We start from the raw sequence: 20,835 nt of genomic DNA on the forward strand, positions 1-20,835 counted from the left end.
GGAGGAAGGTCGAGGCCATGCGCACCCGAATTCTCGTACTTGGAAAGCGCGTCGGCTGACCGAGGCCATCACACCGCCTCGCACACGCACCGGCGCGCTCCCCTCGCTTGCCTCCCGGCACGAGGGGTTTTTTGTTGTCCGGCGTCCGGGCACCGCCCCTCCCCGCCGCCCTCACCACCTCACCACCCTCATCTTCGAGAGAAGAGAACGCAGATGACCGAGCAGGCCTCCGGGTCCCACCACCCGCAGCCGCGGGCCCGTACCGCGGCCCCCGCCGCCCCCGCCGAGCGCATGACGGGCGCGCAGGCGCTCATCCGCTCCCTTGAGGCCGTAGGCGTCGACACGGTGTTCGGCATCCCGGGCGGCGCGATCCTGCCGGCGTACGACCCCCTGATGGACTCCTCCAAGGTCCGCCACGTCCTGGTCCGGCACGAGCAGGGCGCCGGCCACGCCGCGACCGGCTACGCGCAGGCCACCGGCCGGGTCGGGGTCTGTATGGCCACGTCGGGACCGGGCGCGACCAACCTGGTCACCCCGATCGCCGACGCCCACATGGACTCGGTGCCGATCGTGGCGATCACCGGCCAGGTCGCCTCGAAGTCCATCGGCACCGACGCCTTCCAGGAAGCCGACATCTGCGGCATCACCATGCCGATCACCAAGCACAACTTCCTGATCACCAACCCGGACGACATCCCGCACACCATCGCCGAGGCCTTCCACATCGCCGCCACCGGCCGCCCCGGGCCGGTCCTGGTCGACATCGCCAAGGACGCGCTGCAGAACCAGACCACCTTCTCCTGGCCCCCGCAGCAGGACCTGCCCGGCTACCGCCCGGTCACCAAGCCGCACGCCAAGCAGATCCGCGAGGCCGCCCGGCTGATCAACGAGGCCCGCCGCCCGGTCTTCTACGTCGGCGGCGGCGTGCTCAAGGCCGGCGCGACCGGCGAGCTGAAGATCCTGGCCGAGCTGACCGGCGCCCCCGTCACCACCACGCTGATGGCGCTCGGCGCGTTCCCCGACAGCCACCCGCAGCACGTCGGCATGCCCGGCATGCACGGCGACGTCTCCGCGGTCACCGCGCTGCAGAAGTCCGACCTGATCGTCGCGCTCGGCGCCCGCTTCGACGACCGCGTCACCGGCCGGCTGGACACCTTCGCGCCGCACGCCAAGATCGTGCACGCCGACATCGACCCGGCGGAGATCTCCAAGAACCGCGTCGCCGACGTGCCGATCGTCGGCGACGCCCGCGAGGTGCTCGCCGACCTGATCGTCGCGGTCCAGGCCGACCACGACGCCGGCCACAAGGGCGACTACACCGAGTGGTGGAACCACCTGAACTTCTGGCGCAACACCTACCCGCTGGGCTACGACGTCCCCGAGGACGGCAGCCTCGCCCCGCAGCAGGTCATCGAGCGGATCGGCAAGCTCGCCCCCGAGGGCACGCTGTTCGCCGCGGGCGTCGGCCAGCACCAGATGTGGGCGGCGCAGTTCATCAAGTACGAGCAGCCCGGCACCTGGTTCAACTCCGGCGGCGCCGGCACCATGGGCTACGCCGTCCCGGCCGCCATGGGCGCCAAGGCCGGCCGCCCCGATGCCACCGTGTGGGCGATCGACGGCGACGGCTGCTTCCAGATGACCAACCAGGAACTGGTCACCTGCGCGCTCAACAACATCCCCATCAAGGTCGCCGTCATCAACAACGGCGCCCTGGGCATGGTCCGCCAGTGGCAGAACCTGTTCTACGGCGAGCGCTTCTCCAACACCGTGCTGCACGACGGCGCCGAGCACGTCCCCGGCTCCACCCAAGGCGTCGGCTCCATCACCAACCGCGGCACCCGCGTCCCGGACTTCGTCAAGCTCGCCGACGCCATGGGCTGCGTGGGCCTGCGCTGCGAGTCCGCCGACGACCTCGACAAGGTCATCGAGGAGGCCAACGCCATCAACGACCGCCCCGTCGTCGTCGACTTCATCGTCCACGAGGACGCGATGGTCTGGCCCATGGTGGCGGCCGGCACCTCCAACGACGAGATCATGGCGGCACGGGATGTCCGCCCTGATTTCAGCGACGACCTGGATGACTGACGCACGAGGTCCAGGAGTGGCCGGCCGAGGAACGAGGCTGTCCGCGACGGGACCGAGCAGGAAGACAGCCCAGAAAACGCAAGCCGACTGAACCGCGGCGAAGAGCGAGAGAAGGAAACCCCGACCATGTCCAAGCACACGCTCTCCGTCCTGGTGGAGAACAAGCCCGGCGTCCTCGCCCGGATCACCGCGCTGTTCTCCCGCCGCGGCTTCAACATCGACTCCCTCGCCGTCGGCACCACCGAGCACCCCGACATCTCCCGGATCACCATCGTCGTCAACGTCATCGACGAACTTCCGCTGGAACAGGTGACCAAGCAGCTCAACAAGCTGGTCAACGTGCTGAAGATCGTCGAACTCGACCCCGCGGCGGCGGTCGCCCGCGAACTGGTCCTGGTCAAGGTGCGCGCCGACAACGAGACCCGCTCGCAGATCGTGGAGATCGTCCAGCTCTTCCGGGCCAAGACGGTCGACGTCTCGCCCGAGGCCGTCACCATCGAGGCCACCGGCTCGGCCGACAAGCTGGAGGCCATGCTGAAGATGCTGGAGCCCTTCGGCATCAAGGAGCTGGTGCAGTCCGGCACCATCGCCATCGGCCGCGGCGCCCGCTCCATCACCGACCGCTCGCTGCGCGCGCTGGACCGTTCGGCGTAACGCCGCCGGCGGACCCCGGACCGTATCGCGAGACCCGACAACCCGATCCCGCCCGCCAGGCATACGGTGGGCCGCACAACCCGAACCAAGGAGAACCCCAAGTGGCCGAGCTGTTCTACGACGACGACGCCGACCTGTCCATCATCCAGGGCCGCAAGGTCGCGGTCATCGGCTACGGCAGCCAGGGCCACGCCCACGCGCTGTCGCTGCGCGACTCGGGTGTGGACGTGCGGGTGGGTCTGCACGAGGGCTCGAAGTCCAAGACGGTGGCCGAGGAGCAGGGCCTGCGGGTGCTGCCGGTCGCCGAGGCCGCCGCCGAGGCCGACGTCATCATGATCCTGGTGCCGGACCCGATCCAGGCCCGCGTCTACGAGGAGTCCGTCAAGGACAACCTCAAGGACGGCGACGCCCTCTTCTTCGGCCACGGCCTGAACATCCGCTACGGCTTCATCAAGCCGCCGGCCGGCGTCGACGTGTGCATGGTCGCCCCCAAGGGCCCCGGCCACCTGGTGCGCCGCCAGTACGAGGAGGGCCGCGGCGTCCCGTGCATCGCGGCCGTCGAGCAGGACGCGACCGGCAAGGGCTTCGCGCTCGCGCTGTCGTACGCCAAGGGCATCGGCGGCACCCGCGCCGGCGTCATCAAGACCACCTTCACCGAGGAGACCGAGACCGACCTCTTCGGCGAGCAGGCGGTGCTGTGCGGCGGCACCTCCGCGCTGGTCAAGGCGGGCTTCGAGACGCTCGTCGAGGCCGGCTACCAGCCGGAGATCGCGTACTTCGAGTGCCTGCACGAGCTCAAGCTCATCGTCGACCTGATGTACGAGGGCGGCCTGGAGAAGATGCGCTGGTCGGTCTCCGAGACCGCCGAGTGGGGCGACTACGTCACCGGCCCGCGGATCATCACCGACGCCACCAAGGCCGAGATGAAGAAGGTCCTCGCCGAGATCCAGGACGGCACCTTCGCCAACAACTGGATCGCCGAGTACAACGCCGGCCTGCCGAAGTACAACGAGTACAAGAAGGCCGACGAGAACCACCTGCTGGAGACCACAGGACGCAAGCTGCGCAAGCTGATGAGCTGGGTCGACGAAGAGGCGTGAGCCCCTGCCGCCGGCGGCCGGTCGGACGACCGGCCGCCGGCGGCTGCCCGGCATCTGGTACGCACTTTGTACGAAGCGACGCAACCCCTGCGGGTGATCCTTCCATTTCGGCGAAGGCGCGAAATCCCCCCGTCGATACACTCCTTTAACAAGCGCGTTCAGGCTCACAGCGTCGTGCGTCTTCCACGCGGCAAGCCATCCCCCGAAACCTCCCTGGTAGCGGTCGTACGGGACTCGGCCGCCCACGAAGGACAAGTGAGGACCACGTGAGCCAGAAGCCTGTCGTACTCATCGCAGAAGAGCTGTCGCCGGCCACGGTGGACGCGCTCGGGCCGGACTTCGAGATCCGGCACTGCAACGGTGCCGACCGAGCCGAACTGCTGCCCGCCATCGCCGACGTGGACGCGATCCTGATCCGCAGCGCCACCAAGGTGGACGCCGAGGCCATCGCCGCCGCCAAGAAACTCCGGGTCGTCGCCCGCGCCGGCGTCGGCCTGGACAACGTCGACGTCGCCGCCGCCACCAAGGCCGGCGTCATGGTCGTCAACGCGCCGACCTCCAACATCGTCACCGCCGCCGAGCTGGCCTGCGGCCTGCTGATCGCCACCGCCCGCAACATCGCCTCGGCGAACACCGCTCTCAAGGGCGGCGAGTGGAAGCGCAACAAGTACACCGGCGTGGAGCTGAGCGAGAAGACCCTCGGCGTGGTGGGCCTGGGCCGGATCGGCGTCCTGGTCGCCCAGCGGATGAGCGCCTTCGGCATGAACGTCGTCGCGTACGACCCCTATGTGCAGCCCGCGCGCGCCGCCCAGATGGGCGTCAAGCTGCTGTCGCTGGACGAGCTGCTGGAGCAGTCCGACTTCATCACCGTCCACCTGCCCAAGACCCCCGAGACGCTGGGCCTGATCGGCGACGAGGCGCTGCACAAAGTCAAGCCGTCGGTGCGGATCGTCAACGCCGCGCGCGGCGGCATCGTCGACGAGGAGGCGCTGGCCTCGGCGCTCAAGGAGGGCCGGGTCGCCGGCGCGGGCCTGGACGTCTACGCCAAGGAGCCGTGCACCGACTCGCCGCTCTTCCAGTTCGACAACGTCGTGGCCACCCCGCACCTGGGCGCCTCCACCGACGAGGCGCAGGAGAAGGCCGGTATCGCGGTCGCCAAGTCGGTGCGGCTCGCGCTCGCCGGCGAGCTGGTCCCCGACGCCGTCAACGTCCAGGGCGGCGTCATCGCCGAGGACGTCAAGCCCGCGCTGCCGCTCGCCGAGAAGCTGGGCCGGATCTTCACCGCGCTGGCCGGCGAGGTCGCCGCCCGGCTCGACGTCGAGGTGTGCGGCGAGGTCACCCAGCACGACGTGAAGATCCTCGAACTGAGCGCCCTCAAGGGCGTCTTCGAGGACGTCGTCGACGAGACGGTGTCCTACGTCAACGCGCCGCTGTTCGCGCAGGAGCGCGGGGTCGAGGTCCGGCTGACCACCAGCTCGGAGTCGCCCAACCACCGCAACGTGGTCACCGTGCGCGGCACCCTGGCCGACGGCACCGCGGTGTCGGTGTCCGGCACGCTGGCCGGCCCCAAGCACCTGCAGAAGATCGTCGCGGTCGACGAGAACGACGTGGACCTCGCGCTCGCCGACCACATGGCCTTCCTGCGCTACACCGACCGGCCCGGTGTCGTCGGCACCATCGGCCGCATCCTCGGCGAGGTCGGCGTCAACATCGCCGGCATGCAGGTCGCCCGCGCCACCGCCGGCGGCGACGCGCTGGTCGCCCTCACCGTGGACTCCACGATCCCGGCGGGCGTGCTCACCGACATCGCCGGCGAGATCGGCGCCACCTCGGCCCGCGCGGTCAACCTCGCGGACTGACCCCGGCCCGCACTTCGTATACGGCGCCGCCCCGCGCAAGGGGCGGCGCCGTATACGTTCCGGGCCGCACCTGCGCGCGGCGCCGCGGGCGCACAGCGCCGCGGACGTCACAGCGCCGCGGGCTCACAGGCTCACAGCCGCGCCGCCTTCAGCGCCATGTGCAGCAGCAGCCGGGCCTCGCCGTCCGCCAGGTCCAGGCCGGTGAGCTGCTCGATGCGGGAGAGCCGGTAGTAGAGGGTCTGCCGGTGGATCGCCAGCGCCGTGGCGGTGCGGCCGGCCTGCCCGGCGTGGTCGAGGAAGACCTCCGCCGTGTGCGCCAGCTCCTGGTGCGCCTCGGTCAGCAGCGGGGCGACCGCCGGGTCCGGCGGCGCGCCGGCCGGCAGCGCGGTCAGCAGCCGGTACGGCCCGAGGTTGGACCACTTCGCGATCGGGCCCAGCTCCCCTTGCGCGTGCGCGGCCCGCGCCGCCGCCGTCGCCTCCCGCCACGCGCCGGGCAGCTCCGCGAGCGCGCCGCGGGACGCGCTGAGCCCGGCCACCGCGCCCGGCGCGCCGATCGCGTCCAGCAGCCGCGCCGCCGCGGTACGGGCCGGCGCCAGCACCTGCCGGGACCGCAGCCGTACCAGCAGCGCCACCAGCTCGCCGCGGCCCCGCTCCGGCACCCGGGCGAGCGCCGCGGCCGACGGGATGGTGCGCAGCCCCGGCAGCGCGCCCGGCTGCTCCCCGGCGGCGGCGCGTACGCACACCAGCGCGTGCGGCTCGTCCGCGTCCCGGTCCAGCGCGAGCCGCAGCGCGTCCTCCGCGGTGTCCCGGTCGGCGCGGGAGGGCGCGGTCAGCAGCGCCCGCAGCGCCCGCCCGGTCTCGGCGCCGGCCTGCGACAGCGCTGCCAGCCGCTCGCCGATCCGCCCGGCGACGGCCATCGCGGCGGCGAGCTGCGCGGGGGAGTGCTCGGCCTCGTCCAGCAGCCACACATAGCCGTAGACGAACCCGGAGTGCCGCACCGGCAGGCACAGCCGCCCGCGCACCACGCCGGCGTCCGGCGCGGCGGGGATGCGGACCGGGCCGGTCGCCCGCGCGATGCCGAACCGCTCGAACCACGCGCGCACCTCGGCGGTGGAGTGCCGGGTCAGGATGGAGCGGGTGCGGACCGGGTCGAGCGCCGCCGCGTCGTCGCTGTCGTGCACCCCGAAGGCGATCAGCCGGAAATCGCGGTCCTCCAGCGTCGCGGGGGCGCCGAGCAGCGCCGACACCTCGTCGACCAGGTCCTGGAAATCGCTGTAGTCCCCGTACTCGGCTCGCACAGGACCATTGTTCCTCATACATCTGTATGAGGGACGGCGGGGTGATGCGTGACAGGTGTCGATGGTCCGGCGGGTAGACGAATTCTAGATTCACGGTGACGGAGCCTGTCCGCCGCAAGAACCCCTGGAAAACCCGTCCCGGCCTGGAAGGACACCCCGTGTTCGGTCCCGTGTTGCTCGCCGCCTCGCGCAGCGACCGTATGCGCCGCGTCGTCGCCGCCGCGCCCGTCACCCGGCCGGTGGTGAACCGGTTCGTTGCCGGTGACGCCCTGCACCCCGCGCTCGACACCGTCCGCGCGCTCACCGCGAGCGGCCTGGACGTCACCCTCGACCACCTCGGCGAGGACGTCACCGACCGCGCCACCGCCCGGGCCACCCGGGACGCCTACCTGCGGCTGCTGGAGACGCTGCGCGACGAGGGCCTCGGCGACCGCGCCGAGGTCTCGGTCAAGCTCTCCGCCTTCGGCCAGGCGCTCCCCGACGGCGGCCACGACGTGGCGCTCGCGAACGTCACCGAGGTGGCCGAGCTCGCCACCGCCGTCGGCACCACCGTGACCCTCGACATGGAGGACCACACCACCGTCGACTCCACCCTCGCGGTGCTTGCCGACCTGCGCAAGAACCACCCGCGCACCGGCGCCGTCCTGCAGTCGTACCTCTTCCGCACCGAGGAGGACGCCCGCGCGCTCGCCGTCGCCGGCTCCCGGGTGCGGCTGGTCAAGGGCGCCTACAAGGAGCCCGCGCGGGTCGCCTTCCAGCACAAGCGCGACGTCGACAAGGCGTACGTCCGCGCGCTGCGCATCCTCTTCGCCGGCGACGGGTACCCGATGGTCGGCTCGCACGACCCGCGGATCATCGCCATCGCCCAGGACCTCGCCGCCCGGCACGGCCGCGCCCCGGGCACGTACGAGTTCCAGATGCTCTACGGCATCCGCGCCGCCGAGCAGCGCCGGCTCGCCGAGCAGGGCGAGCGGGTGCGCATCTACGTGCCCTACGGCGCCGACTGGTACGGCTACTTCATGCGCCGGCTGGCCGAGCGCCCCGCCAACCTCGCCTTCTTCCTGCGCTCCTTCGCCCCGACCGCCGGCCGCTGACCCCCACCCGCCCCACTGCGAGGAGGAACCCCCCATGGACGCCGTGACCCAGGTCCCCACCCCGGTCAACGAGCCGGTGCACACCTACGCGCCCGGCAGCCCCGAGCGGGCCCGGCTGGAGGCCAGGCTCAAGGAGCTGGCCGGGCAGCGCGCGGACCTGCCGATGACCATCGGCGGCCGGGAGCGAATGGGCGGCGGCGAGCGCTTCGACGTCGTCCAGCCGCACAACCACAGCCAGGTCCTCGGCACGTACGCCGCCGCCACCGCCGACGACGCCCGCGACGCGATCGACGCCGCGCTCGCCGCCGCCCCCGCCTGGCGCGCGATGTCCTTCGACGACCGCGCCGCGATCTTCCTGCGGGCCGCCGAGCTGATGTCCGGGCCGTGGCGCGAGACGATGGTGGCCTCCACCATGCTCGGCCAGTCCAAGACCGTGCAGCAGGCCGAGATCGACAGCCCCTGCGAGCTGGTCGACTTCTGGCGCTTCAACGTCCACTACGCCCGGCAGATCCTCGCCGAGCAGCCGGCCGTCAACTCGCCCGGGGTGTGGAACCGGCTCGACCACCGGCCGCTCGAAGGCTTCGTCTACGCCATCACGCCGTTCAACTTCACCGCGATCGCCGGCAACCTGCCGACCGCCCCCGCGCTCATGGGCAATGTCGTGGTGTGGAAGCCGTCGCCGACGCAGACCCACTCGGCGGTGCTGACCATGCGGCTGCTGCGCGAGGCCGGCCTGCCCGACGGCGTGATCAACCTGCTCACCGGCGACGGCCTGGCCGTCTCCGAGGTCGCGCTGCCGCACCCGATGCTGGCCGGCATCCACTTCACCGGCTCCACCCGCACCTTCCACCAGCTGTGGCGCACGGTCGGCGAGAACATCGCGGGCTACCGCTCCTACCCGCGGATCGTCGGCGAGACCGGCGGCAAGGACTTCGTCGTCGCCCACCCCTCCGCCGACCCCGCGGTGCTCAAGACCGCGCTGACCCGCGGCTCCTTCGAGTACCAGGGCCAGAAGTGCTCGGCCTCCTCCCGCGCCTACATCCCGCGCTCGATCTGGGAGAACGGCTTCAAGGAGGAGTTCGCCGCCGAGGTCGACGGCATCACCATGGGCGATGTCACGGACCTGTCCAACTTCGCCGGCGCCCTCATCGACGAGCGGGCCTTCGCCAAGAACAAGGCCGCCATCGACCGCGCCAAGGCCGACCCGGCCGTCGAGGTCGTCGCCGGCGGCACGTACGACGACTCGGTGGGCTGGTTCGTCCGCCCGACCGTGCTGGTGTCCACCGACCCGGACAACGAGATCTTCACCGAGGAGTTCTTCGGCCCGATCCTGGGCGTGTACGTCTACGAGGACGCCGACTTCGAGGCGATGCTCACGCAGATGGAGGCGGTCGCGCCCTACGCGCTCACCGGCTCGGTCATCGCCCGCGACCGCGCGGCGGCGGCGTACGTGGCGGACCGGCTGCGGGACGCGGCCGGCAACTTCTACATCAACGACAAGTCCACCGGCGCGGTCGTCGGCCAGCAGCCCTTCGGTGGCGGCCGGGCCTCGGGCACCAACGACAAGGCCGGCGCCGCGCAGAACCTGATGCGCTGGACGTCCACCCGGGCCATCAAGGAGACCCTGGTGCCGCCGACCGACTACCGCTACCCGCACATGGGCTGACCTGGGCGGTTCCCGGGGGCGGACGCCCGGGGCGGGCAGGGACGCGATCACCCGTTCGCGGCGCAGGGAGCCGCGAACGGGTGATCGTCGTCTCAGATAGTAGGAAGTCCGAGTAATTGTGGCGACAGGACGAGCGGGCTGACCTAGCTTTGTAGGAGCCGAACGTCTCGCCCATCCGGCGAGCGGCGGGCATGCGTCCTGGCAGCCGACGAGCGGGTCACCCCCGCGGCCGGACCTCCGCCCCCTCCGCGGACCTCTCCGCCCGCTGTACCCGTTTTCCCCCAGGCTTCCCAGGAGTTGATCCCCCATGGACGACACCGCCCGCCAGAACGCCCTGCGTGCCCTGCAGCGCAGCCTCGACCGCCGCGACAACGGCGGCAGCACCGGCCACGAGAACCGCTGACCCGTACCCCCGCGCGCGGCGGCCCGCCGCGCTCACCGGCGTCCGGCATGCGGACATCGGATGTCAGCCGCTGGGATGGGGAGTACGGTTCCCGACATGTCTCGAAGCCTCAGCCTCGCAGTGATCCCCGGTGACGGAATCGGCCAGGAAGTGGTCGCCGAGGGCCTCAAGGTCCTCTCCGCCGTCCTGCCGCCCGACACCAAGCTGGAGACCCGGGAGTTCGACTTCGGCGCCAAGCGCTACCACGCCACCGGGCAGACCCTCACCGACGAGGACCTGGAGCAGCTGAAAGAGCACGACGCGATCCTGCTGGGCGCCATCGGCGACCCGTCCGTGCCGTCGGGAGTGCTGGAGCGCGGCTTCCTGCTGAAGCTGCGCTTCGCCTTCGATCACCATGTCAACCTGCGGCCGAGCAAGCTCTACCCCGGCGTCGGCACCCCGCTGGCCGGCAGCCCGCAGATCGACTTCGTCGTCGTCCGCGAGGGCACCGAGGGCCCCTACACCGGCAACGGCGGGGTCATCAGGACCGGCACCCCGCAGGAGGTCGCCACCGAGGTCAGCCTCAACACCGCCTTCGGCATCGAGCGCGTCGTGCGCGACGCGTACGCCCGCGCGCAGGCCCGGCCGCGCAAGAAGCTCACCCTGGTGCACAAGAACAACGTGCTGGTGCACGCCGGCCGGCTGTGGACCCGGATCTTCGAGCAGGTCGGCCGCGAGTACCCGGACGTCAGCACCGACTACCTGCATGTCGACGCCGCCACGATCTTCCTGGTCACCCAGCCCGAGCGGTTCGACGTGATCGTGACCGACAACCTCTTCGGCGACATCATCACCGACCTCGCCGCCGCCGTGTCCGGCGGGATCGGCGTCGCGGCCAGCGGCAACATCAACCCCGGCCGCGAGTTCCCGTCGATGTTTGAGCCGGTCCACGGCTCCGCGCCGGACATCGCCGGCCAGTCCAAGGCCGACCCCACCGCGACCGTGCTGTCCGTGGCCCTGCTGCTGCGCCACCTCGGCTACGACGCGCAGGCCGACCGGATCGACACCGCCGTCCAGGCCGACCTCGCCGAGCGCACCGGGCGCCCCGCCCGCAGCACCGTCGAGATCGGCGACGCGCTCGCCGCCCGCGTTTCCGGCTGACCGCGCACCGGAGGTAGGTACCCGGCCCCGCCGCTGCGATAATCAGAGGCGGGGCCGCGTCACGACGGGAAAGTCGGACGTCCTAGCAGTCCGGGCATCCCCAGCGGCAGCAGCGCCACACGACACACGGTGAAGGACACACACATGACGACGCCCACGATCGAGCTGAAGCCGTCCGCGCACCCGCTGCCCGCCGCCGAGCGCGACGCGATCCTCGCCCGCCCCGGCTTCGGCCGGTACTTCACCGACCACATGGTGACCATCAAGTGGACCGAGGGCCGCGGCTGGCACGACGCGCAGCTCGTCCCGTACGCGCCGCTGTCCCTCGACCCGGCCAACATGACGCTGCACTACGCGCAGACCATCTTCGAGGGCCTCAAGGCCTACCGGCAGCCCGACGGCGGCGTCGCCACGTTCCGGCCGCGGGCCAACGCCGAGCGCTTCGCCGCGTCCGCCCGCCGGCTGGCGATGCCCGAGCTGCCCGTCGAGACGTTCATCGAGGCGTGCGACGTGCTGGTGCGGCAGGACAGGGCGTGGGTGCCCAGCGAGGGCGAGGCGTCCCTCTACCTGCGGCCCTTCATGTTCGCCACCGAGGTCGGCCTCGGGGTGCGCCCCGCCAACGAGTATCTGTTCGTCGTGATCGCCTCACCGGCCGGCGCGTACTTCTCCGGCGGCGTGCAGCCGGTGTCCGTGTGGCTGTCCGAGGAGTACGTGCGCGCCGCCCCGGGCGGCACCGGCGCCGCCAAGACCGGCGGCAACTACGCGGCGTCCCTCGTCGCCCAGGCCCAGGCGATCGAGCACGGCTGCGACCAGGTGGTGTGGCTCGACGCGATCGAGCGCCGCTGGATCGAGGAGATGGGGGGCATGAACCTGTACTTCGTGTACGGCGACCGTATCGTCACCCCCGAGCTGACCGGCTCGCTGCTGCCGGGTATCACCCGGGACTCGCTGCTGCGCATCGCGGCGGACCTCGGCTACGAGGTGGCCGAGGGCCGCATCAGCGTCGACGACTGGCGTGCGCACACGCAGGACGGCACCCTCACCGAGGTCTTCGCGTGCGGCACCGCCGCGGTCATCACGCCGGTCGGCTCCGTGAAGTCGACGCGCGCGAGCTGGATTGTGGCGGACGGTGCGCCCGGCGCGGTCACCATGCGCCTGCGCGAAGCGCTCCTCTCCATCCAAACGGGCCACGCCCCCGACCCCCACACCTGGATGCACCCCCTCGGCGCCTGACGCTGCGCTTGCCTCCCCCGCCCTAGGGCCGCGGCTGCGCCGCGGGGTCACCACCAGGGGCGCGAGGAACTGCGCGAGCAACCGGCCACCGGCCGGTGGTCCGGATCGAACCGAACAGCCCCTTTGGGACGGTGGCGACGTGCACGCCGGTTCCTGGCTGGTCGCGCAGTTCCCCGCGCCCCTGAAAAGCTCACCCCGCGGCGCAGCTGTGCCCTCCGGCAGGTCGCGCCCGCGCGGCGGCAGCCGCAGATCAGATACAGCCCCGCGCCCCTGAAAAAGCGCCCCGCGGCGCAAGCCGCAGCCTCTGGGGACCGGATGGTGAGACCCCTGCGGCGGGGGGCGCGGAATGTGCAAGACTGGGCTCGTGCATAGCGCCAGCATTATTGGCAGCGCGCACGCCGGTCCGCAGTGACGCCCCTCTGACCCCAGTGGAACGTCACCGTGTCCCAGACCCGCGTGCAGACCTCTCGCATCCGCGAGGGGTTTTTTCGTTTCCGGACCACCCGCGCCGGAGGCGGAACCGCGCGAGGGATGCTGGGGGCAAGTGGAGCGGGACCCGCCTGGCGCAGGGACGCCCCGCGGCACCCCACTCACCACCCGACAGGAGTTACGAAAGCCATGACCGCCGCACCGGACGACAGCTTCCACGTCTTCGACACCACGCTGCGCGACGGCGCCCAGCGTGAGGGGATCAACCTCACCGTCGCCGACAAGCTGACGATCGCCCGGCACCTGGACGACTTCGGGGTGGGGTTCATCGAGGGCGGCTGGCCCGGCGCCAACCCCCGCGACACCGAGTTCTTCGCCCGGGCTGGCCAGGAGCTGGACCTCAAGCACGCCACCCTCGTCGCGTTCGGCGCGACCCGCAGGCCCGGCGCCAAGGCCGCCGAGGACCCGCAGGTCAAGGCGCTGCTCGACTCGGGCGCCCCGGTGATCACCCTGGTCGCCAAGTCGCACGACCGGCATGTCGAGCTGGCCCTGCGCACCACACTGGACGAGAACCTCGCGATGGTCGCGGACTCCGTCTCGTACCTGGTGGCCCAGGGCCGCCGGGTCTTCGTCGACTGCGAGCACTTCTTCGACGGCTACCGCGCCAACGCCGCCTACGCCACCGCGGTCGTCCGGGCCGCGCACGAGGCCGGCGCCTCGGTCGTCGTGCTGTGCGACACCAACGGCGGCATGCTGCCCGCGCAGGTGCAGGCCGTCACCGGGCTGGTGCTCGCCGACACCGGCGCCCGGCTCGGCATCCACGCCCAGGACGACAGCGGCTGCGCGGTCGCCAACACCCTGGCCGCGGTGGACGCCGGCGCCACCCATGTGCAGTGCACCGCCAACGGCTACGGCGAGCGGGTCGGCAACTCCAACCTCTTCCCGGTCGTCGCCGCGCTGGAGCTCAAGCACGGCCGCCGGGTGCTGCCCGAGGGCGCGCTCGGCGAGATGACCCGGATCTCGCACGCCATCGCCGAGGTCGTCAACCTGCCGCCGTCCACGCACCAGCCGTACGTGGGCATCTCGGCGTTCGCGCACAAGGCGGGCCTGCACGCCTCGGCGATCAAGGTGGACCCCGACCTCTACCAGCACATCGACCCCGAGCAGGTCGGCAACACCATGCGGATGCTGGTCTCCGACATGGCCGGCCGCGCCTCCATCGAGCTCAAGGGCCGAGAGCTCGGCATCGACCTCGGCGAGGACCGCGAGCTGGTCGGCCGGGTGGTGGCCCGGGTCAAGGAGCGCGAGCTCCAGGGCTACACGTACGAGGCCGCCGACGCCTCCTTCGCGCTGCTGCTGCGCGGCGAGATGGACCGGTCCGGCGACGGCGCCCCGCGGCGCTTCTTCCGTACCGAGTCCTGGCGGGTCATCACCGAGGACCGCCCCGACGGCACGCACGCCAACGAGGCGACCGTCAAGCTGTGGGCCAAGGGCGAGCGGATCGTCGCCACCGCCGAGGGCAACGGCCCGGTCAACGCGCTGGACCGGGCGCTGCTGAGCGCGCTGGAGCGGATCTACCCCAAGCTCGCGGAGTTCGCCCTGGTGGACTACAAGGTCCGCATCCTGGAGGGCACCCGGGGCACCGACTCCACGACCCGGGTGCTCATCACCACGACCGACGGCGTGGCCGAGTGGTCGACGGTGGGCGTCGCGGACAACGTGATCGCCGCGAGCTGGCAGGCACTTGACGACGCGTACGCCTACGGGCTGCTGCGCGCGGGCCTGGACCCGCAGGAGTGAGGCGGGGGCAGGCCCCGGGGGGCCGGGGCCTGCCCGGTCGGCGCCGTCAGCAGCCGCAGGAGTAGTACAGCGCGTCCCAGTGGTTGCCCTCGTCGGCGTAGATGTTGCCGGACGCGGCCTGCCACTGCGGGTAGCCGTCGCCGCGCAGGCCGATGTACGTGAAGGCGTTGTGCACGTAGTTGTTCAGGCAGGTGTTCTTCGCGTAGTCGAGCTTGTAGCCGTTCCAGTGCGAGTACGTGCCGCTCGCGTGGCCGGTCTCGGTGCCGCCGGTGATGTTGATGGCGCAGCCGCTGGCGTTCTTCAGCGTGACGGCGCCCTGCGCGGTGGCCTGGTTCAGCCCGTCGAAGGACGTACACGTCGACACGTTGCGGTTGGAGCAGCCGCCGGACGAGGACCAGGTGATGCCCGCGGCGCGGAACATCGCGGTGGCCTGGGCGTGGGTGAGCTTGGTGACCGCGAAGGCGTCGGTGGACGCGGCCACCCCGACACCGGGCGCGAAGAGCGCGGTGGCGACGAGGGTGAGCGTGCTCATGGCGGTACGGACACGCAGTCGCATGGGTTCCTCCTGCTGGTTCCGCTGGGGTGGGCGTGGTGCAGGTGGCGCAGGAGGAGTGTGCCCGAGGTCTACGCGCGTCGCCAGACCCTTGTGGTGAACATGACGTAACCGGCCGCCGGGGGAAGGCGCCCGGCCGCTGAGTACGGCCCTGGTGCGGACTGAGTACGCGCACTCAGGCGGCCCCGCCCCGAAGGGACCTAGCCTCGCAGGGAGGCCGGGGTCAGGACGGGGGGACGGGGGAGAGCCATGATCGTCTCAGCCGTGCTGCTGCTCGGCAGGGCCGCGTCCCTGCCGGCGACCCGCCGCGCCCGCCGGCTGGCCGCGGCGGCGGCCGAGCGGCACTTCCCCGGCCGGCTGGAGGTGATCTCGGCGCAGTCCCGCTTCCCCGCTTCCGGCGGCGCCGAGATCCTCCTGCGGCTCACCGGCGACCCCGACGCCGCCGTCCGGCTGCACGTCGACAGGGCCGCGCCCGGCGCCGCCCGGCTCGCCGAGGCCGTCGAGGACGCCCGCGCCGCCGCCGACCGCTGGCGCGCCCTGCGCGACGCGCTCGCCTCGGGCGGCCACGAGGTGCACGCCCTCGGCAGGGTCGTCGCCGACCCGTGGATCGCGGCGGACCTCGGCAACGACACCGTCACCGGCGTCCTCGCCGCCCTGCACGCGAGCCTGGCCGCCCACCCCGGCGGCACGACGGCCGGCTCCGTGCTGATCGCCGCCCCGCGCACCCTGCGCACCCTCCCGCGCGACCGCCGGGACCTGCCGACCCTGCTCCGGCTGACCTCCCGCCGCCGCCTCGCGGCGCTGAGCGCGGCCCCGTACCACCGGGCCTCCTTCGGCCCGGACGGCGAACCGGTGCTCAGCCTGCTGCGCCCCTTCCCCCTCCAGCGGGCCTACGAGGCCGCCGTCACCGCGAGCGCCCGGCGCTGGCTCGCCCGCCACCTGCCCGGCGCCGAGGTCACCGCGGTCCTCGGTGCCACCCGGCTGCTGCCCGGCCGGGTCGACCGGCTCACCGCGCACCTGGTGCTGCGCGACGCCGGCACCTCCCGGCTCGGCGACCACGTCCTGCGGGTCACCACCACCCTGGACGGCGCCCTGCTCGGCACCCCGGTCCTGCACCGCGACGTCCGCGAGGGCACCGGCCTCCTGCGGCTGCCCCCGCAGTGAGGGAGACGTACGCGCGTCAGTGGCCGGCGCGGCGCGGCCGATCGCGCACCATGGGGCTCACCGGGCATGGCGCCCGGTGAGCAAGAGCACACATACTGACGGGTAATATCCGCGCGCCGGCGGTCATAGGGTGAGCGGCGAACCCTCGACCCGACCCACCGGGAGACCGCATGCGCAGCGCGAAGGACTTCTTCCGCCCGCTGGCCGTGGGGGCGCCGGCCCCCCTGCGAGAGGTGCCGTTCCGGCCCTCCCGCATGATCCACTTCTTCGACCCCGGCAACGCGAAGATGGCCGCGAAGGTGCCGGCCCTCGCACCGACGGTGGACGTGCTGCTCGGCAACCTGGAGGACGCCGTGCCCACCGACCGCAAGGAGGCCGCCCGCGCCGGGCTCGTCGCGGTCGCCAGGGCCCACGACCTCGGCGGCACGCAGCTGTGGACCCGCGTCAACAGCCTGGACTCGCCCTGGGCGCTGGACGACCTGGTCACCCTGGTCACCGAGATCGGCGACCGGCTGGACGTGGTGATGGTGCCCAAGGTGGAGGGCCCGCAGGACATCCACTACGTGGACCGGCTGCTCGCCCAGCTGGAGGCCAGGGCCGGACTCGACCGGCCGGTGCTGGTGCACGCCATCCTGGAGACCGCGGCCGGCGTCGCCAACGTCGAGGCCATCGCCGGGGCGAGCCCCCGTATGCAGGGCATCTCCCTCGGCCCGGCCGACCTGGCCGCCAGCCGCCGGATGAAGACCACCCGGGTCGGCGGCGGCCACCCCGGCTACCTGGTCCGCGAGGACCCGCCCCCTACCTCCGGCGGGGGGACCCCCGGGGACATGCCCCGGGTGACGTACCAGCAGGACCTGTGGCACTACACCATCGCCCGGATGGTGGACGCCTGCGCCGCGCACGGGATCCTGCCCTACTACGGGCCCTTCGGCGACATCCAGGACGTCACCGCGTGCGAGGACCAGTTCCGCAACGCCTTCCTGCTCGGCTGCGTCGGCGCCTGGACGCTGCACCCGGTGCAGATCGACATCGCCAAGCGGGTCTTCTCGCCCGCCCCGCAGGACGTCGCCTGGGCCGAGCGGGTCATCGAGGCCATGGGCGACGGCACCGGCGCGGTGATGATCGACGGCAAGATGCAGGACGACGCCACCTACAAGCAGTGCCGGGTGGTCGCCGAACTCGCCGCCGCCCTCGCCGCCCGCGACCCCGAACTCGCCGCCTCGTACGCGGCGGCCCGGAAGGCGGCCCTGTGATGGCGGACGACCTGACGCCCCGTCCGGCCGGCACCCCCGCCCAGGACGGCGACGGGCACCTGCGCCCGCGCCGCTCGGTGCTCTACATGCCCGGCGCCAACGAGCGCGCCCTGGACAAGGCCCGCACCCTGCCCGCCGACGCGCTCATCCTCGACCTGGAGGACTCCGTCGCCCCCGACGCCAAAGCGGAGGCCCGCGAGCGGGTCGCCGCCGCGGTCGCCGCCGGCGGCTACGGCCACCGCGAGGTCACCGTCCGGGTCAACGCCCCCGGCACCCCCTGGCACGCCGACGACCTGCGGGCCGCCGCGCAGGCCGGACCCGACGCCGTCGTCGTGCCCAAGGTCGACGACCCCCGTACCGTCACCGCCGTGGTCGAGGCGCTGGAAGCCGCCGGCGCCCCGGACCGTACCGCCGTGTGGGCGATGCTGGAGACGCCCGCCGCGATCTTCGACGCCCGCCGGGTCGCCGCCGCGTGCGACCGGCTCACCGTGCTGGTCATGGGCACCAACGACCTCGTCAAGGAACTGCACGCCGAGCACGTCCCCGGCCGGGCGCCGCTGCTGACCGCGCTGTCCCTGGCGCTGCTCGCCGCGCGCGCCGAGGGGAGGGTCATCTTGGACGGTGTCTACAACGACGTCCGGGATCTGCCCGGCTTCGAAGCGGAAACCCTCCAAGCCCGCCGGCTCGGCTTCGACGGCAAGACCCTCATCCATCCGGGGCAGATCGAGCCCTGCAACCGGGTGTTCGCCCCCGCCGCGGAGGACGTCGACCGGGCCCGTAGGATCGTGGCGGCCTTCGATCAGGCCACGTCACAGGGCCGCGGGGTGGTCACCGTGGACGGCAGGATGATCGAGAACCTGCATGTCGAGGAGGCCAGGCGGCTGCTCGCGCTGGCCGCCGCCGTCGAGGGCCGCTGACTGTTACGGCCGTGTGTCGCCCGGCGCCGCAGATGAAACGCCGGGTGCCGCGGCCGTAAAGCGGAACCCCCAGGTGGACCGCCTCTGTCGGAATCCACCATGAAGCCGCGAGTGACACTGTACGAAGTCGATGGCTCTTTTGCGGCCGACGGCTCGTACTGTCGTTGCATGACCACATCGCAAGAGGTGCCCGCCGAGGTGAACGACGCCCGGGGGCGGGTGGCCGAACTCCACGCCATCCGTGCGGAGGTCGCCGCCGGACCCAGCGAGAAGGCGACCGAGGCCCAGCGCGCCAAGGGCAAGCTCACCGCCCGCGAGCGCATCGACCTGCTGCTCGACGAAGGCACCTTCCGCGAGGTGGAGCCGCTGCGCCGGCACCGCGCGACGGGCTTCGGCCTGGAGGCCAAGCGTCCCTACACCGACGGTGTGATCACCGGGTGGGGCACGGTCCACGGCCGGACCGTCTTCGTCTACGCACACGACTTCCGGATCTTCGGCGGCGCGCTCGGCGAGGCGCACGCCACCAAGATCCACAAGATCATGGACATGGCCATCTCGGCCGGCGCCCCCCTGGTCTCCCTCAACGACGGCGCCGGCGCCCGGATCCAGGAGGGCGTCTCCGCGCTCGCCGGCTACGGCGGCATCTTCCAGCGCAACACCCGCGCCTCCGGCGTCATCCCGCAGATCAGCGTGATGCTCGGCCCGTGCGCGGGCGGCGCCGCCTACTCCCCGGCGCTCACCGACTTCGTCTTCATGGTCCGTGAGACCTCGCAGATGTTCATCACCGGGCCCGACGTCGTCCAGGCCGTCACCGGTGAGCAGATCACCCAGAACGGCCTCGGCGGCGCCGACGTCCACTCCGCCGTCTCCGGCGTCGCGCACTTCGCGTACGACGACGAGCAGACGTGCCTGGAGGAGGTGCGCTACCTGCTCTCGCTGCTGCCGCAGAACAACCGGGAGAACCCGCCCACGGTCGACAGCCACGACCCGGCCGACCGCCGCGGCGACGTCCTGCTGGACCTGGTGCCCGCCGACGGCAACCGCTCGTACGACATGCACAAGGTCATCGAGGAGATCGTCGACGACGGCGAGTACCTGGAGGTCCACGAGCGCTGGGCCACCAACATCATCTGCGCCCTGACCCGGCTCGACGGCCAGGTGGTCGGCATCGTCGCCAACCAGCCCGCCTCGCTCGCCGGCGTCCTGGACATCGAGGCGTCCGAGAAGGCCGCCCGCTTCGTGCAGCTGTGCGACGCCTTCAACATCCCGATCATCACCCTGTTGGACGTCCCCGGCTTCCTCCCGGGCGTTGCCCAGGAGCACGGTGGAATCATCAGGCACGGTGCCAAGCTGCTGTACGCCTACTGCAACGCCACCGTGCCGCGGATCTCGCTGATCCTGCGCAAGGCCTACGGCGGCGCGTACATCGTGATGGACAGCCAGTCCATCGGCGCCGACCTGACCTACGCGTGGCCGACCAACGAGATCGCGGTCATGGGCGCGGAAGGCGCGGCCAACGTCATCTTCCGCCGGCAGATCGCCGACGCCGACGACCCCGAGGCGATGCGCGCGCGCATGGTCAAGGAGTACAAGGCCGAGCTGATGCACCCGTACTACGCCGCCGAGCGCGGCCTGGTGGACGACGTCATCGACCCGACGCAGACCCGCGAGGTGCTGATCAGCTCGCTGGCGATGCTGCGGACCAAGCACGCGGACCTGCCGTCGCGCAAGCACGGCAACCCTCCCCAGTAGCCATGGAGACCACAGTGAGCACTCCCGCCGATTCCCTCGTGCGCGTCGAGAAGGGCCAGGTCGCCCCGGAGGAGCTGGCCGCGATCACCGCGATCCTGCTCGCCCGGGCCGCCGCGGGCGGCGCCGACGCCCCCGCCGCGCCCTCCCGCTCGGTGGCCGGCTGGCGCCGGCTGGAGCGCACCCCGGGCTTCCGCGCCCCGCACTCCTGGCAGGGCTGAGCACGACGGCCGGGCACGACCCGGGCACACGAAGAGCCCCGCACCTCCACGGTGCGGGGCTCTCGTACGTTCCCGGCGCTCAGCGCAGGCGGGCGAGCAGGGCGTGCTCGACGAGGGTGATCAGCGCGCTCTTGGCCTCGCCGCGGTTGCGGGCGTCGGTGGTGATGATGGGTGCCTCGGGGCCGATCTGCAGGGCTTCGCGCACCTCCTCGGGACC

At 72.1% G+C, this 20,835-nt stretch carries 16 protein-coding genes and 1 pseudogene; 14 read left to right on the forward strand and 3 right to left on the reverse strand.

What is annotated here, in order from left to right; all coding sequences use genetic code 11:
* The first annotated feature begins 213 nt into the window (after positions 1 to 213).
* From HCN08_RS17280 to serA, 4 genes are all read left to right on the forward strand, one after another.
* Entirely contained in the window at positions 214 to 2,085 is a 1,872-nt protein-coding gene (locus tag HCN08_RS17280) for an acetolactate synthase large subunit (protein ID WP_167983988.1), read from the forward strand.
* A 126-nt stretch (positions 2,086 to 2,211) separates the two neighbouring features.
* Complete coding sequence (ilvN, locus tag HCN08_RS17285) at positions 2,212 to 2,739, forward strand: acetolactate synthase small subunit (protein ID WP_167983989.1); 528 nt, start codon at positions 2,212 to 2,214, stop codon at positions 2,737 to 2,739.
* A gap of 101 nt (positions 2,740 to 2,840) precedes the next feature.
* Positions 2,841 to 3,839 (forward strand): ketol-acid reductoisomerase, encoded by a 999-nt coding sequence (gene ilvC, locus HCN08_RS17290; protein ID WP_167983990.1) that lies wholly within the window; start codon positions 2,841 to 2,843, stop codon positions 3,837 to 3,839.
* A 266-nt stretch (positions 3,840 to 4,105) separates the two neighbouring features.
* Positions 4,106 to 5,698 (forward strand): phosphoglycerate dehydrogenase, encoded by a 1,593-nt coding sequence (gene serA / locus HCN08_RS17295; protein ID WP_167983991.1) that lies wholly within the window; start codon positions 4,106 to 4,108, stop codon positions 5,696 to 5,698.
* Between the two features lie 131 nt (positions 5,699 to 5,829).
* Here serA and HCN08_RS17300 read toward each other — a convergent pair whose 3' ends face one another.
* Positions 5,830 to 7,014: a PucR family transcriptional regulator gene (locus HCN08_RS17300; protein ID WP_206318875.1), complete on the reverse strand. Its 1,185-nt coding sequence runs from the start codon at positions 7,012 to 7,014 to the stop codon at positions 5,830 to 5,832.
* 140 nt (positions 7,015 to 7,154) lie between these two features.
* Between HCN08_RS17300 and HCN08_RS17305 the strand changes: the two genes are divergently transcribed.
* From HCN08_RS17305 to cimA, 5 genes are all read left to right on the forward strand, one after another.
* Entirely contained in the window at positions 7,155 to 8,090 is a 936-nt protein-coding gene (locus HCN08_RS17305) for a proline dehydrogenase family protein (RefSeq protein WP_167983993.1), read from the forward strand.
* Between the two features lie 34 nt (positions 8,091 to 8,124).
* Positions 8,125 to 9,756: an L-glutamate gamma-semialdehyde dehydrogenase gene (gene pruA, locus HCN08_RS17310; RefSeq protein WP_167983994.1), complete on the forward strand. Its 1,632-nt coding sequence runs from the start codon at positions 8,125 to 8,127 to the stop codon at positions 9,754 to 9,756.
* Between the two features lie 499 nt (positions 9,757 to 10,255).
* Positions 10,256 to 11,299 carry a 3-isopropylmalate dehydrogenase gene (locus tag HCN08_RS17315; protein WP_167983995.1) on the forward strand — a complete coding sequence of 348 codons (1,044 nt, stop codon included), beginning with the start codon at positions 10,256 to 10,258 and terminating at the stop codon, positions 11,297 to 11,299.
* Between the two features lie 144 nt (positions 11,300 to 11,443).
* The gene (locus HCN08_RS17320; RefSeq protein ID WP_167983996.1) at positions 11,444 to 12,532 is read left to right on the forward strand and encodes a branched-chain amino acid aminotransferase; all 1,089 of its coding nucleotides are present in this window, start codon (positions 11,444 to 11,446) and stop codon (positions 12,530 to 12,532) included.
* 618 nt (positions 12,533 to 13,150) lie between these two features.
* Positions 13,151 to 14,761, forward strand: a complete 1,611-nt coding sequence (cimA, locus tag HCN08_RS17325) for a citramalate synthase (protein WP_167983997.1) — start codon at positions 13,151 to 13,153, stop codon at positions 14,759 to 14,761.
* Between the two features lie 46 nt (positions 14,762 to 14,807).
* On the opposite strand, the gene HCN08_RS17330 is transcribed toward cimA, so the two are convergent.
* On the reverse strand, positions 14,808 to 15,317 hold the full coding sequence (locus HCN08_RS17330; RefSeq protein ID WP_167983998.1) for a hypothetical protein: 510 nt from the start codon (positions 15,315 to 15,317) through the stop codon (positions 14,808 to 14,810).
* A gap of 246 nt (positions 15,318 to 15,563) precedes the next feature.
* Between HCN08_RS17330 and HCN08_RS17335 the strand changes: the two genes are divergently transcribed.
* The 5 genes from HCN08_RS17335 (at position 15,564) to HCN08_RS17355 (ending at position 20,618) form a co-directional block, all read left to right on the forward strand.
* A complete protein-coding gene (locus HCN08_RS17335; protein WP_167983999.1) occupies positions 15,564 to 16,478 on the forward strand; it encodes a hypothetical protein in 915 nt (304 codons plus the stop codon).
* 170 nt (positions 16,479 to 16,648) lie between these two features.
* Positions 16,649 to 17,731: an HpcH/HpaI aldolase/citrate lyase family protein gene (locus tag HCN08_RS17340; protein ID WP_167984000.1), complete on the forward strand. Its 1,083-nt coding sequence runs from the start codon at positions 16,649 to 16,651 to the stop codon at positions 17,729 to 17,731.
* Positions 17,731 to 18,648 carry an HpcH/HpaI aldolase/citrate lyase family protein gene (locus HCN08_RS17345; protein ID WP_167984001.1) on the forward strand — a complete coding sequence of 306 codons (918 nt, stop codon included), beginning with the start codon at positions 17,731 to 17,733 and terminating at the stop codon, positions 18,646 to 18,648. Before HCN08_RS17340 ends, HCN08_RS17345 begins: the two co-directional genes overlap by 1 nt.
* 168 nt (positions 18,649 to 18,816) lie before the next feature.
* Entirely contained in the window at positions 18,817 to 20,400 is a 1,584-nt protein-coding gene (locus HCN08_RS17350; RefSeq protein ID WP_167984002.1) for an acyl-CoA carboxylase subunit beta, read from the forward strand.
* Positions 20,401 to 20,402: 2 nt separating this feature from the next.
* Positions 20,403 to 20,618 carry an acyl-CoA carboxylase subunit epsilon gene (locus tag HCN08_RS17355; RefSeq protein WP_167984003.1) on the forward strand — a complete coding sequence of 72 codons (216 nt, stop codon included), beginning with the start codon at positions 20,403 to 20,405 and terminating at the stop codon, positions 20,616 to 20,618.
* 79 nt (positions 20,619 to 20,697) lie between these two features.
* Here the strand turns inward: HCN08_RS17355 and HCN08_RS17360 are convergent.
* Positions 20,698 to 20,835 (reverse strand): annotated as a pseudogene (locus HCN08_RS17360) (ATP-binding protein); the annotation flags it as partial.

This window comes from Actinacidiphila epipremni (assembly GCF_012034175.1).
GTDB classification, from domain to species: domain Bacteria; phylum Actinomycetota; class Actinomycetes; order Streptomycetales; family Streptomycetaceae; genus Actinacidiphila; species Actinacidiphila epipremni.

What these genes read in the sequence shown, in the direction of transcription:
- HCN08_RS17280 (WP_167983988.1), top strand. Translation starts at nt 214, where the DNA reads ATGACCGAGCAGGCCTCCGGGTCCCACCACCCGCAGCCGCGGGCCCGT.
- ilvN (WP_167983989.1), top strand. Translation starts at nt 2,212, where the DNA reads ATGTCCAAGCACACGCTCTCCGTCCTGGTGGAGAACAAGCCCGGCGTC.
- HCN08_RS17300 (WP_206318875.1), bottom strand. Translation starts at nt 7,014, where the DNA reads ATGAGGAACAATGGTCCTGTGCGAGCCGAGTACGGGGACTACAGCGAT.
- pruA (WP_167983994.1), top strand. Translation starts at nt 8,125, where the DNA reads ATGGACGCCGTGACCCAGGTCCCCACCCCGGTCAACGAGCCGGTGCAC.
- HCN08_RS17315 (WP_167983995.1), top strand. Translation starts at nt 10,256, where the DNA reads ATGTCTCGAAGCCTCAGCCTCGCAGTGATCCCCGGTGACGGAATCGGC.
- HCN08_RS17320 (WP_167983996.1), top strand. Translation starts at nt 11,444, where the DNA reads ATGACGACGCCCACGATCGAGCTGAAGCCGTCCGCGCACCCGCTGCCC.
- cimA (WP_167983997.1), top strand. Translation starts at nt 13,151, where the DNA reads ATGACCGCCGCACCGGACGACAGCTTCCACGTCTTCGACACCACGCTG.
- HCN08_RS17330 (WP_167983998.1), bottom strand. Translation starts at nt 15,317, where the DNA reads ATGCGACTGCGTGTCCGTACCGCCATGAGCACGCTCACCCTCGTCGCC.
- HCN08_RS17335 (WP_167983999.1), top strand. Translation starts at nt 15,564, where the DNA reads ATGATCGTCTCAGCCGTGCTGCTGCTCGGCAGGGCCGCGTCCCTGCCG.
- HCN08_RS17340 (WP_167984000.1), top strand. Translation starts at nt 16,649, where the DNA reads ATGCGCAGCGCGAAGGACTTCTTCCGCCCGCTGGCCGTGGGGGCGCCG.
- HCN08_RS17345 (WP_167984001.1), top strand. Translation starts at nt 17,731, where the DNA reads ATGGCGGACGACCTGACGCCCCGTCCGGCCGGCACCCCCGCCCAGGAC.
- HCN08_RS17350 (WP_167984002.1), top strand. Translation starts at nt 18,817, where the DNA reads ATGACCACATCGCAAGAGGTGCCCGCCGAGGTGAACGACGCCCGGGGG.
- HCN08_RS17355 (WP_167984003.1), top strand. Translation starts at nt 20,403, where the DNA reads ATGGAGACCACAGTGAGCACTCCCGCCGATTCCCTCGTGCGCGTCGAG.